Raw genomic sequence first — 13,464 nt, 5'->3', positions numbered from 1 at the left:
GGAAAACAGGGAGGAAAAAGAATCATGTTTGGTCGTGATATTGGAATTGATCTAGGTACTGCAAATGTCCTTATTTATGTAAAAGGTAGTGGAATTGTCCTAAATGAACCGTCTGTCGTTGCGGTTGAAACTACAACCAATCGAGTGCTTGCGGTAGGGGAGGAAGCGTTCCGCATGGTCGGGCGTACACCAGGAAATATTGTTGCCCTACGTCCTATGAAAGACGGTGTCATTGCAAATTTTGAAATGACTGAATCAATGCTCAAACATTTCTTAGGCAAGATCAACGTCAAAAGTCTTTTCTCAAAGCCTAGAATTCTAATATGTTGTCCGACGAATATTACATCCGTTGAGCAAAAAGCGATTCGAGAAGCAGCAGAGAAAAGCGGTGGAAAAAATGTTTATTTGGAAGAAGAGCCAAAAGTTGCCGCAATTGGTGCAGGTATGGATATTTTCCAGCCAAGCGGGAACATGGTGGTAGATATAGGCGGTGGAACAACCGATGTTGCTGTCCTTTCGATGGGTGATATCGTCACCGCCTCTTCCATGAAAGTAGCTGGAGATCGCTTTGATTCAGATATTCTTGCATACATAAAGAAGAGGTATAAACTTCTTATTGGAGAGCGCACAGCGGAAAACATTAAAGTACAAGTTGCAACAGTATTTCCAGGTGCACGACAGGAAGAAATTGACATACGCGGACGTGATATGGTAAGTGGACTTCCAAGGACAATTACGGTACACTCAAAAGAGATAGAAGAAGCTCTAATGGAGTCTGTTTCCTACATAGTACAAGCTTCTAAGCAAGTATTAGAACAAACACCTCCTGAACTTTCAGCTGATATAATTGATCGCGGCGTCATCTTAACAGGTGGAGGCGCGCTGCTGCACGGCATTGATCAATTACTTGCAGAAGAACTTAAAGTTCCTGTTTTAGTAGCAGAAGAGCCAATGCACTGTGTTGCAAAAGGAACAGGTATTATTTTAGAAAACCTAGACCGCATGTCTAGTAAAAAAGTACGTATTTAATGATTGATTTCTATAGAGAGATTTACTAGGAGGAACGAGCATGCTTCGTGGAATGTACGGCGCTGCAGCAGGAATGATTGCACAGCAACAACGCCAAGAAATGTTGACCAATAACTTAGCCAATGCGAATACACCAGGTTTCAAAGCCGAACAAGCGTCTTTGAGAGCTTTTCCAAATATGCTAATTCAGGCAATGAACACAAAAGGGACACCAGGACCACAACAGACCATTGGTGAGTTAACAACAGGTGTGTACTTACAAGAACGCATGCCGAATTTCCGTCAAGGTGACCTAATGGAAACAGGCAATAACACCGATCTAGCCTTGTTACAAGGGGTTATGCCAGAGACTGAAACAGGTAGACCAGGCGCTCTTTTTTATGCGATTCAAAATGAAAATGGAGACGTTCGTTATTCTCGAAATGGGAATGTAACGATTGATGGAGCTGGTTTTCTTACGACTCCAGCAGGTCATTACATGTTAGGAACGAATGGACAACCTATTCAAGTTGGAAACGAAGAATTCCGCGTGGATGAACAAGGTTTTGTCTTTTCGCAGGCAGGTGCTGCACTTGGTCAGTTGAATGTTGTGTATGCAGAAGACCCAATGCAACTCGTCAAAGAAGGAAATGGATTGCTTCGCTTTGAAGGTGAAGGAGATTTGCCTACGGCGATTGGAAATGCAGCAATCTCATATCAACTGCAGCAAGGCTTTTTGGAACGTTCGAATGTGGACTCACAGCAAACGATGACAGAAATGATGAGTGCCTATCGATCATTTGAAGCGAATCAGCGAATCCTGCAAGCCTATGATCAAAGCTTAGATAAAGCCGTTAATGAAATTGGGAAAATTGGCTAAAGTATAGGGGAGGCGTATGTTGAACGAGGCATACGTCTCACAGTTAGTTACTGTTTGAACACGTAATATATGAAAACGAGGGATGAAGATGAATACAGCAATGATTGCTGCTTCTGTCACACTGGGACAAGTTCAAAAAAGGCTTGATACGATTTCAAATAACATCGCAAATGTCAATACAACAGGATACAAACGTCGTGAATCAACTTTTTCAGATTTGCTGTTTCAACAAGTGAATAACCAGTCGCATGCTCAGTATGAAGCTGGACGTCTCACCCCAGATGGCTTACGTGTTGGAACAGGAGCTAAAATTGGACAAACAGCGATCCGTACGGAAGTCGGTTCACTCATACAAACAGAGCGTGAATTAGATTTTGCCTTAACAGGAAAAAATCATTTCTTCCGTATTCAAACGATGGAAAATGGTGCTCCTGTTGAACGATTAACAAGAGACGGTGCTTTTTATCTAACCGAAAACCCAACTAACGCGGCAGTGCTGTCCGTTGTCACATCAACTGGGGATGCAGTCTTAAATCAAGCGGGAAATCCAATCAACATCCCACGAAACTTTGAATCTATTAGCCTTTCTGATGCAGGGCAAATTGTTGTCACGCTACAAGATGGAACCGTTCAAAATGCCGGAGCACTTGGATTAACAAATGTCTTGAAGCCACAGCTTCTTGATTCGGTTGGCGGAAACTTATACCGTTTTCCTGCCCTTCAAGCGTTAGGATTAGCTGTCGGGGATGTGAGAGAAGACTTTGCAGCGAACGGACAAAGCGTAAGCCAAGGGTTTCTTGAAGGATCCAATGTCGATTTAGGAAAAGAAATGAATGAATTAATTGAAACACAGCGTCTTTATCAATTCAACGCGCGCTCGATTTCTATGGCAGATGAAATGTCTGGTTTAATTAACGGACTCCGTAGATAATATAGATAGACGCAACAACGTCAGAGCTGAACAGATTTGAGGAGAATACGATGACTGATAATCGATCTAACGATAATAGCCGAAAAACTGAATTAGATGTTCCTGAGGAGAAGGAAGTGGACCTCCAAGATTTAGATTCCGAACAAGAAGAGGGTCCGTTAAAAGCAGACGAAGATGATATCTCTGTAGAAGAGGAAGCTGCCATTCAGTCAACGGAAGACGAATTAGTGGAAGAAGTGGCAGAACTAAACGCACTTGACGAATCGTCGGAAGAGGCTATGCGATCAGGAGAAGAAAATGATCAATTCGTAGAAGAGGAAACGGTCGTAACGGAACATGAACAGCTTGTGGATTCAGAAGCGGCTGCCCTTCAAGCGAAGGAAAAAGAAGCAGAGAGCAGGGAGTCGCGTCAGAAGAAAGGCCTTAAAAAAGAGCGGTTGCGCCTTATCCCTATTTGGCTCCGTCTTGTTCTGGCGATTCTTTTAATAGGTGGAAGTTTAATTTTAGGAATCATTGTCGGGTATAGTGTCATCGGTGGGGGGGACCCTGGTGAAGCCACTCATCCTGACACATGGTACCATATTATTGATATGATTCGAGGACGATAAGCGTCCTCGAATTTTTTTGTGGGTTGTTTTTCTTCGTGTAGTGGCTAGTATGATATAATTGGATCAACATACATATTGGAAGGATTGATGTTACATGTTAACGATTGAAGAAATTAAAGAGATTATTCCGCACCGCTATCCATTTTTATTAATTGACCGTATTTTAGAAGTAGAAGAAGGAAAAAAAGCAATTGGATTAAAAAATGTAACAGCGAATGAAGAATTTTTTAACGGACATTTTCCAGATTATCCTGTAATGCCAGGTGTGTTAATTGTGGAAGCGCTCGCTCAAGTAGGAGCAGTCGCTATTTTAAAACCAGAAGCAAACCGAGGAAAGCTCGCATTTTTTGCTGGGATTGATAACTGCCGTTTCAAAAAACAAGTGAAACCAGGTGATCAACTTCGTCTTGAAGTAGAAATTGTTCGCTTGAAAGGCCCAATTGGAAAAGGACATGCTATTGCAACGGTAGACGGAGAAGTGGCATGTGAGACTGATATTATGTTTGCAATCAAATAAAAACGGGTATAGCCAGATAAAGGACTTTTTTACTAGGGAGAGAGGCACGAGGGATGAACGCTGCAATCGAACGTTTTTCAAAAGATCAAAAAAATATTGAAATATTATTTAACCATATGAATGATGGATTGATGATTACAAATAACAAGCGTGAAATTGTCGTCGTTAACCCTGCATTTGAACGAATGACAGGATATTCCCTTAATGAGTCTGTAGGAAAAAATCCTAGTTTCCTTCAATCTGGAAAAACCCCTCGAAGCACCTACATAGAAATGTGGGATGATATCGAAAAAAAGGGTTCGTGGACAGGAGAATTGCTGAATAAACGTAAAGATGGTGAGATTTTTTGGTCTTTCATAACCGTGACTGAAATTAAGCAGCCTCTTGATGAAGATACGTATTTTATTGGGATTATGCGTGATATGACGAGCCGCAAAAAGCAAGAGGAATTAATGGAGCATTTGGCTTATCACGATAGTATGACTCAACTACCAAATCGAATTTATTTTAAAAAATCGTTGGAAACGGCTATTGCAGAAGTTGGACCTTCTGAAAAAATAGCCGTTCTCTTTCTAGATTTAGATCGTTTCAAAAAAATTAATGACTCGTTTGGACACCAAGAAGGCGATAAAGTTTTAATTGAATTATCCAATCGGTTGAAAAAGGTAATTGGTCAAAAAGGTCTCATCAGTCGGTTTGCGGGGGATGAGTTTACCATTTATATTCCGTACTCGGATGAAGTATGTTTAGAATCGCTTATAGATGAGATTTTTGAAACCATTCATGTCCCTTTTTTAGTAAGTGATCAAGTTTTTTATTTAACGCTGAGTATTGGTATTAGTAAATTTCCTGAACACGGGTCTAATGTTGATATGCTTTTAAAAAATGCCGATTCGGCGATGTATCGAACGAAAGACGAAGGCCGCAACAATTACCGGTTTTATAAAGAGGAAATGAATGAAAAGACAGCCGATGACCTTTCACTTGAAGCTGCTTTAAGAGACGCGCTTCAAAACGGGGAGCTAGAAGTGTATTATCAAGTTCAAGTAGATTTGGAACACAGGAAGCCTTTTGGTGTAGAGGCGCTAGTACGCTGGAATCATCCTACAACGGGGGTTATGCCACCCATTTCTTTTTTACCACTAGCGGAAGAAATGGGGATGCTTGCTGATATCGATGAGTGGGTACTGAGAAAAGCAGTTAAGCAAGGAAGCCTTTGGCATAATCAAGGGTTTACCGACCTAAAAGTATCAGTGAACATATCCAAACCATTTTTCCAGGTAGTGAATTTCACAGCGATTGTGAAAGAGGTTTTAGCAGAATCGGCCATGAAACCGAGTTTGTTGTGTTTAGAAGTGACAGAAAACATGGCTATCTTGCAATTGCAGGAAATTCAAGAAAAGTTATTAGCCTTAAAGGAACTTGGCGTGAACGTTTCATTAGATGACTTTGGGACAGGCTATTCGTCATTAAGCCAACTCAACTTCTTCCCGATTGATACACTGAAAATTGATCAATCCTTCGTGAGAGGAAAATCAACAAAAGAAAAGAAAGCCATTATTAAATTAATTATCGCAATGGCGCAAAGTCTTAATGTGTCCGTCATTTGCGAAGGTGTCGAAACTGAAGAGCAAATCGAACTCATTAAAAACAAAGGCTGTACGTATGCACAAGGCTATTTCTTCAGCAAACCCGTTCCCCCGAACGAATGCGAAGCCATTATGCATGAATTAAACCGTAAATAAAGAGCAAACTAAACAGAGCCTATCTTACTAGATAGGCTCTATTTTGCTGTATGGTGGTGAAGTGGTGCAGAGGGGTCTGACCCCTTTGTGGGAAAAGATGTGATAAAATGAGAAGCTTGTTAGACATTTCCAAAAAACTACGCAACTCATAGACGACCATGAATAATCTTGCTAAGATACACAAAGACTAACAGCAAGCCAAAGATATATCTGCTAGTCATATAAATAAATTTGGGGGTAATGAACAATGAAGAAATTTGTAATGACAACTGCAGCAGCGGTATTATCAGTAGGACTACTTGCAGCATGTGGAGCACCTGCAGAAGAAGAGCCAATGTTAGACGATCCAGCTGTTGAAGAGCCAGCTGTAGAAGATCCAGCTATGGATGAGCCAATTGACGAAGAGCCAGCACTAGATGACGAAGAGTTCGAAACAGACGAAGAAATCGATGTTGATCTAGATGATGAAGATGCTGGTGACGAGTTTGCTGATGAGGAAGAAGAAGACGAAGAAGCAACTAACTAATCACATATATACAGGGCCTATCGCTTTCGAGCGGTAGGTTTTTTTTGTTGGGTGTGGTGGGGCCAGATGGTTGGGGGTAGATGGTTGGGGGTCAGACCCCTCGGTGGTGCTGTAATGCGTTGAAGAGGTTACGGAGGGTCTGACCGCTAGTTATGAGCACTATTGCTTTGCTTGTAGCCAGCGGATATGTTCTTGCATGACGTAGTTTCGGTAATTTTCCTTCGGTGAATCTTGAAAATATTGAAGGATCGTTTCGGTTGTGACATTTTTTCTCGGTTTGGTTGATACAAATGAAAGGTAGGAACTCCAAGGATATTCTTCGGGGAGTGAAACCATGTAGGCTCGTACAGGATTTAAGTGAATGTAGCGACTTAGAGCGATAAGGGGGTAGGTTCCAAGGACAGGTTCGGCATGATAGCGACCTTGATAAAGATGTCCTGTAACATTGTACTTGCGGTTGAAATACATAGCATAACAAGAGTTAAGGCGTTTCATGAAGATTTGAGGATGCGTTGTAATGGTTTCTAGTAGCAGATGGACATGATTGGTCATGAGGCAGTATGAGTGGAGATAAAAGGGGTATTTTTGTTGCGTTTCCTCTAACATAGAAAGATACATGCGGTAATCGCCTTGATCTAAGAAGATATTAGACTTTCGGTTTCCCCTAGTCGTAATGTGAAATGAATCACCCGGATGCCATGAGCGTTTCTTTCGAGGCACATAAATCACCTCCTTTGCAAGAAGATTAATATTCTATATTCGGCTTGGGAATGTCATTTCCTGCTTTAACGTAAAAAGAAATGGGGTGGTATTCGGGGGTTGGAGGGATGGGGGTCAGACCCCTCTTTATGAAAGTGTTGCGGTGAAGAGCTAAAGAAGGGTCTGACCCTCAATGACCGCCAATGCCCCTCAAGCAAATTACTACATTATTAGTTTAATATGTGTATAATGTTTGTATAATGGTTTTATAAATGATCGGGGGAACTTGTATGATTTCATGGCTTATTCGAAAGAGGAAAATTACGATTTTATTTTTTATCATGTTTATGTTAGTGGGGGTCCTAAGCTTTTTGCAGTTGCCCCAGCGAGAAATCCCAGAGACGAGTCCTGCTGTTGCGCAAGTGACGACCGTTTACCCTGGAGCCTCGGCTGAGTTAGTCGAGCAAAATGTCACGAATCTGATTGAGGAGGCGCTTGAACCGATTCAAGAAATTTCCTCGCTTATCTCCATTTCCAATCCTGCTATTTCGATTGTTACGATACAGCTTGAGAGTGGCGTTGATGCAGATCGTTTGTGGAATGAAGTAAGACAGCAGTTAACGAATGCAGCTAGTGAGTTCCCAGATGATGTTTATACTCCGAATCTAAATAGCAATCTCAGCATTCAAGGTTTGGCTACGTATCAGCTTACATTTGATGAGGAAACCAATGTATCTGCTGTGAACGAGCTTCTAGATCGCTGGAGTAAACGATTAGTTCAACTTGAAGATATTGTTTCTATTAGTGCTCAAGGAACGCTTGATAAAGAGATCCTGTTAGAAATTGATTATGAAGCGATGCAAGAAGCTGAAATGACGACAAACCAACTTATTGGAGCGTTAAACGGAGAACTGAGTACGTTGCCTCCCGGTGAGTGGAGAACAAATGACTATCATTACCAAGTGGAGCTTGCCACCTATGACTCTCCTTCCGATCTTGAGACACTTGCAATTGGGTTTTCTCAAGAGAGTGGAGTGATTCGACTTGGAGATGTTGCTTTTATAAATGAAGGATTTAAAGCACCAACAGAAAAGGTGTATTTTAACGGGGAAGAAGCGATTTCCCTGACGTTTTATTTAAAAGAAGGAGCAAGTGTGACTAGAGCTCAGTCGGAGTTAAATCAATTTGTTGGTGAGATGGAGGAGGAATTACCACCGGGAGTGGAAATGACCCTTCTTTATTCGCAAGCCGATTTAGTAGAAGAGCTATTTAAAGATTTGGCAGTTGCTTTTGCGATTGCTGTTGTATCGGTTCTTTTGGTTTGTTCACTCGGGCTGAATGTATCTACAGCACTAAGTGTGGCGCTTGCCATCCCCGTTTCCCTTAGTCTCGGGGCAATCGTATATCCGTTCATCGGAATTGATTTAAACCTCATTTCCTTAATTGCGATTATTATTGCTCTTGGGATATTGGTTGATGATGGAATTGTTGTAAACGAAAATATTGAGCGGCGTTTGCAGTTAGGTGATCAACCACTTGAGGCGGCAATCAATGGAACAAAAGAGGTTGCGACCTCCGTTGTTACCTCAACGTTGACGGTTGTGTTTACATTCTTGCCATTGCTATTGTTACCGGGTGAGGCAGGGGGATTTATTCGCCCGCTACCTGTTGTTTTAATTGCAACGATGATCGCTTCTACATTTGTAGCACTCTTTTTAATCCCGACGTTCCGCTCTATGCAGGGGAACAAAAAAGTGACAAACCGAGAACGCAAACCTGCTGGATTTTTAGGAAAGGCGTTTGATCGTGCATCAAAGATATACAGTGAAAAACTAGTTCGGCCGATTACGAAACGACCATTGGTAACAGTGATTGTCGGTTTCTTAATGGGGACAGCTGCCTATGGATTAATTCCGTTTATCCCATTGGAATTTTTCCCTGATACAGACCGTGAAGAAGTATTTGTTGAGATGAAGCTGCCAGAAGGAACGGCCCTAGCTGAGACAGAGCGGCAAGCAGAGGAAGTGGAAGAATGGTTAGAGGGTATTGAATATGTTGAGTCTGTTACTTCCTACATTGGCACGAACATCCCACGTTTGTTTGGACCTAGTGGTGGTGGAGTGGCTGGGGACCACGTTGCAAATTTCTTCGTTTTAATCAACAAGGATAAACTAACCACTCGCGAAGCAACGGATATTTGGAATGAAAAGCTACCAGAGTTGTTTCCAGATAAAACATTCACCGCTTCGATGATTGAATCTGGCCCACCAGTCGGTGCCCCGATTGCGATCCAAATAAGTGGCGAATCGATGGATCGTCTTGGTGAGATCGCAACAAACGTAAAAGAAATTTTAGTGGCAACAGACGGTGTGACGACGGTCAACGATGATGTGGGCGCTCCTTTAACGACTGTGCAGTTTGTCCCGCAGCGTGATGAACTTGAGTCTCACGGTTTGTCAAGCAGTGACCTGGCTCAAACCCTCCGTCTAGTAGGTGAAGGAATTCCACTTGGGCAACTTCAAACACCTGATGGGCTCATGGATATGCGAATGACGTTTGCTAAAAGGGACCTTGAGTCAGTTGAAATCTTGCAGGAGTTGACTCTTCCATCAGTGCAGGGAGGTACGGTCGATGTCGCTGACTTGGTGGCAGTTGAGGAAACAACTTCGGCACCAAGCATTCCTCATAAAAATACGCTCCGCACGATAACCGTTCGAGCGTATCCAGGAGGAGAGCGGAGCACGGATGAAATTCTAAACGAGACGCGTGCTTCCATTGAAGAAGTGGTAGCAGCGGAGGCTGGATATGAACTTGTTATTGGCGGAGAAACGTCAGCGAGGACAGATGTCTTTATTGATATCGGTAAAATTTTCATCGTTGTTGTATTCTTAATTTTAATCGTCATTGCAATTCAGTTCTATTCATTGACGATTCCAATTCTTATTATGAGTACAGTGTATTTGGCTGTGGCCGGTGCATTGCTTGGATTGTTTATTACCCAAACGGGACTCGGCTTCATGTCCATGATGGGAGCGGTAAGTTTAGCTGGGATTGTCGTAAGAAACGGCATCGTCCTGATCGAATTTATTGAACAAAGAAGACGTCAGGGGTCAGACCCCAAAGAGGCTGTAATTCTGGCTGCAGAACAACGCTTCCGTCCCATTGTGTTAACAACACTAACGTCGATTGCTGGACTCATGCCGATTGCACTAGGAAATAGCACACTTTTTAAGCCACTTGGCATCGCGATTGTTTCAGGACTCATCTTCTCAACGGTCCTGACATTAGTGATCGTTCCGGCTTTGTACTTGTTGGGGGTCAGACCCCTCGGCAAGAAGTCACAGCGTTAATGTGGTAAAGGGGGGTCTGACCCCCTTATAACTGTGATTTTGATCACGGTTTTGCTTCAATTAGTTCTATATACTGTGTGTAAATAGTCTTATAAGAGCTGAGTTGGAGAGTGAATGAAATGAAATTAGGGTTTAAGCTATTGCTTTCTTTTCTGTCTGTGATTATGATTTTTGTTGGATTGTCTCTTTATGCCATGTATAATATGGCCGAATTGAATGACAGTGCTATCGAATTGTATGAAGACCGATTAATTCCCACAGCGTATCTTGTGGAATTATCAAAATTAACGGAGAATACGAGAGTTCAGATGGTGTCTGCGGTTTTAAACGAAAATCCAACTTTGACGGACAATGCAATGGCAAACCTAGATGAAATACAAGTAATCATAGATCGTTATAACATGATCACTCTAACGCCAGAAGAGGAAGAGAGCCTCTCTCATTTTGTTTCAGGTTGGCAGCTGTTTGATGAGCGTGTACGTATGAACCGTGATCTCATTGCTTCTGGTCATTATGAAGAGGCTAGAGAAGGATTACGCCAGGGCGGGGAACTTTTTTACACCGCTACAGAAAACCTTGAAACTTTAGTTGATATTAACACGGTTGTAGCCGAACAATTGCTTCAATCAAAGCAAGAAATTTATAGTGCTAGCAGACTGCTAATGTTTGTAGGAGTCCTCCTTGCCACTATAATCGCTGTTTTGGTTACGTATTTCTTCAACCGTTACGTTACGAAGATGATTAACACCATAGTTGATCGCTTAATTCGTATTGCAGATGGTAATTTGACAGGTGAGGACATAACTTTAAAAACAAAAGATGAGTTCCTAACCCTTGCAAATGGGGTTAACAACATGCAAGGAAGCTTACGTGATTTGGTTTTTAACACAACGGAAGCGAGTCAACAAGTATCGGCGAGTTCTGAAGAGTTATCCGCTAGTGCTGAGCAAAGCACCGAAGCAACCGAACAAATGGCTGGACTTGCGCAACAATCCGCGGAGGGAGCAGATCAGCAGTTACAAAGTTTAAGTGATGTATCAGCTGCAGTCGAGCAAATGGCTGCTAGTATTGAGCAAATTGCTCGTAACAGTGAGGATATGGTTCAGCATTCAGAACTTGCATCAACTAAAACGAATACAGGTGTTAAATCGATGGACCTGGTCGATGAACAAATGAACAGCATTTCAGAAGCGGTTCAATCCACCTCAAAATCTGTTGAGAGATTGGGTGAGAAATCCTCTGAAATTGGGAACATCGTTCATCTCATTACCGGTATTGCCGAACAAACGAATTTGCTTGCTTTAAACGCAGCGATAGAGGCGGCACGAGCAGGGGAACATGGCAAGGGATTTGCCGTCGTGGCAGATGAAGTAAGGAAACTAGCAGAGGAATCGAAAAGTTCTGCTTCAAAGATCTATGCGATGATTACGGAGATTCAAGTAGAGACTGACGAGGTAATGGCTTCTATGAAAAATGGAACAGAACGAGTAGAAGTGGGTTTAAAAACGACAAGCGAAGTGAATCAAACCTTCTCTGAAATACAGCATGCAATTGAGCTGGTAACAGGAAAAGTCCATGAAGTGACAGCGGCTGTACAAGAAATGACGAGTGTGAGCAATCACGTCGTACATTCTTTAGAAGAAGTTAAAACAGTCTCTGAAAAATCAGCAGTTGCAAGTCAGGAAAGCTCCACCGCTACAGAAGAACAACTCGCAACAATGGAAGAAATTGCAGCCTCTTCAACCGCATTAGCAACATTGGCAGAAGGATTGCAAGAATCTGTATCGAAATTTAGAGTGTAAAACAAAGAGGGGGTCAGACCCCTCTTTTTTGCGTCTCAGCGGTGAAGATATGCAGAGGGGTCTGACCCCAGATAAAAGGAGGAGCTGAAATGAACATGTTTGAATTTGATTTACCGACAAAGATTCAAGCTGGTAACGGAACTTTTCAAAAAGTGACAACTTACATAAAGGAAAATTTAACGGGCAAGCGTCTATTTATCGTTACGGATCCGGGAATTGTCCAGATTGGACTCGTTAGCACGTTGCAATCCAATCTTGCTGAACAGGGTTTTGAAACAACCGTTTTCACTAATGTTAAGCCCAACCCGCGTGATCAAGACTGCATTCAAGGGGGAGAAGAGGCAGAGCATTTTCAGGCGGATTGTATTGTTGCAATTGGAGGTGGCTCTGTTATTGATGCAGCCAAAGCTATAGCAGTTCTTCAAGTATGTGGAGGGAGACCACAAGATTATGCAGGGAGAGGAAATGTACCGAAACGGGTCACTCCAATTGTAGCGATTCCAACGACAGCTGGAACAGGGGCCGAGGTGACACGTTCGTCAGTCATCACCGATACGGATAAAAAAATTAAAATTACATTGAAAGATGTCAAAATAGCACCCGTTTTAGCCATCGTTGATCCTGAACTTACGTATAATCTTCCCCGTCTCATCACCGCTTCAACAGGAATGGACGCTCTTGTTCATGCGATTGAAGCATACACGTGTACAAGAAGTAATCCGATTGCTGACGGTTTGGCGCTTGAGGCGATGAAGAGAATTTATCCAGCCCTTCGTACAGCCGTGCATAAAGGATCGGACAAAGAGGCTCGCTACGAATTGATGATAGGAGCAACCATTGCTGGAATGGCATTTTCCCATGCAGATGTGGCGTCCGTCCATTGCATGGCGGAAGCGATCGGTGGGCTGTACGACACTCCACATGGCATTGCCAACTCGATGTTCCTACCGTATGTGATTGAATATAATGCGCCTGCTGATCCTAAAAAGCATGCTATCATCGCAAGGACAATGGGGATCGCTTCTGAACAAGCTTCGGATGAGGAAGCAACAGCTATGCTCGTAAAAGAGATGAAGAAACTTGCAGAAGATATTTCGATTCCTACCTTTTCATCGCTTCCGCAAGTCGATAAAGGTGACTTCGATTATTTAGCTGAATCCTCTTATCAAAATGGTTCAACACCAAGCAATGCCCGTCCAATTTCAAAACAAGACTATCTAGAACTCTTCCAAAAAGCTTATGATGCCCGCTAACGGGGTCAGACCCCTCTTTAATGCACTAAAGCATGCAGTCGACTGAGAGGGGGGGATTTCCTTCTATATCGACACTCGTAAACTTGTATATGTTACACTAAAAAAAGAAGCCTCCCGGGCTTCTTTTTTCTATTAATCTATTGGA

The 13,464-nt window shown here is 42.5% G+C and carries 11 protein-coding genes; 10 read left to right on the top strand and 1 reads right to left on the bottom strand.

Annotated elements, in window-relative coordinates; genetic code table 11:
* Positions 1 to 24 precede the first annotated feature (24 nt).
* The 7 genes from mreB (at position 25) to N0O92_RS09200 (ending at position 6,215) form a co-directional block, all read left to right on the top strand.
* The gene (gene mreB / locus N0O92_RS09230; protein WP_315614388.1) at positions 25 to 1,029 is read left to right on the top strand and encodes a rod shape-determining protein; all 1,005 of its coding nucleotides are present in this window, start codon (positions 25 to 27) and stop codon (positions 1,027 to 1,029) included.
* A 40-nt stretch (positions 1,030 to 1,069) separates the two neighbouring features.
* On the top strand, positions 1,070 to 1,888 hold the full coding sequence (locus N0O92_RS09225) for a flagellar hook-basal body protein (RefSeq protein ID WP_315614387.1): 819 nt from the start codon (positions 1,070 to 1,072) through the stop codon (positions 1,886 to 1,888).
* An 88-nt stretch (positions 1,889 to 1,976) separates the two neighbouring features.
* A complete protein-coding gene (locus N0O92_RS09220) occupies positions 1,977 to 2,819 on the top strand; it encodes a flagellar hook-basal body protein (protein WP_315614386.1) in 843 nt (280 codons plus the stop codon).
* Positions 2,820 to 2,869: 50 nt separating this feature from the next.
* On the top strand, positions 2,870 to 3,427 hold the full coding sequence (locus tag N0O92_RS09215; protein WP_315614385.1) for a DNA-directed RNA polymerase subunit beta: 558 nt from the start codon (positions 2,870 to 2,872) through the stop codon (positions 3,425 to 3,427).
* 94 nt (positions 3,428 to 3,521) lie between these two features.
* The gene (gene fabZ, locus N0O92_RS09210) at positions 3,522 to 3,944 is read left to right on the top strand and encodes a 3-hydroxyacyl-ACP dehydratase FabZ (RefSeq protein ID WP_315614384.1); all 423 of its coding nucleotides are present in this window, start codon (positions 3,522 to 3,524) and stop codon (positions 3,942 to 3,944) included.
* Positions 3,945 to 3,997: 53 nt separating this feature from the next.
* On the top strand, positions 3,998 to 5,689 hold the full coding sequence (locus N0O92_RS09205; protein ID WP_315614383.1) for a putative bifunctional diguanylate cyclase/phosphodiesterase: 1,692 nt from the start codon (positions 3,998 to 4,000) through the stop codon (positions 5,687 to 5,689).
* A gap of 247 nt (positions 5,690 to 5,936) precedes the next feature.
* Positions 5,937 to 6,215, top strand: coding sequence for a DNA primase (locus N0O92_RS09200; protein WP_315614382.1), 279 nt, complete (start codon positions 5,937 to 5,939; stop codon positions 6,213 to 6,215).
* A gap of 159 nt (positions 6,216 to 6,374) precedes the next feature.
* Here N0O92_RS09200 and N0O92_RS09195 read toward each other — a convergent pair whose 3' ends face one another.
* Positions 6,375 to 6,935 (bottom strand): transposase, encoded by a 561-nt coding sequence (locus N0O92_RS09195; protein ID WP_315614381.1) that lies wholly within the window; start codon positions 6,933 to 6,935, stop codon positions 6,375 to 6,377.
* A 269-nt stretch (positions 6,936 to 7,204) separates the two neighbouring features.
* On the opposite strand from N0O92_RS09195, the gene N0O92_RS09190 reads away from it, so the two are divergent.
* The 3 genes from N0O92_RS09190 (at position 7,205) to N0O92_RS09180 (ending at position 13,319) form a co-directional block, all read left to right on the top strand.
* Positions 7,205 to 10,264, top strand: a complete 3,060-nt coding sequence (locus N0O92_RS09190; RefSeq protein WP_315614380.1) for an efflux RND transporter permease subunit — start codon at positions 7,205 to 7,207, stop codon at positions 10,262 to 10,264.
* A 119-nt stretch (positions 10,265 to 10,383) separates the two neighbouring features.
* A complete protein-coding gene (locus tag N0O92_RS09185) occupies positions 10,384 to 12,066 on the top strand; it encodes a methyl-accepting chemotaxis protein (RefSeq protein ID WP_315614379.1) in 1,683 nt (560 codons plus the stop codon).
* Positions 12,067 to 12,155: 89 nt separating this feature from the next.
* Positions 12,156 to 13,319: an iron-containing alcohol dehydrogenase gene (locus N0O92_RS09180; protein ID WP_315614378.1), complete on the top strand. Its 1,164-nt coding sequence runs from the start codon at positions 12,156 to 12,158 to the stop codon at positions 13,317 to 13,319.
* Positions 13,320 to 13,464 lie beyond the last annotated feature (145 nt).

The sequence above is a fragment of the Alkalihalobacillus sp. MEB130 genome (assembly GCF_032335535.1).
In the GTDB taxonomy this organism is placed as follows: Bacteria; Bacillota; Bacilli; order Bacillales; family Bacillaceae_D; genus Halalkalibacter.
This window is presented reverse-complemented; position numbering and strand designations above follow the sequence as displayed.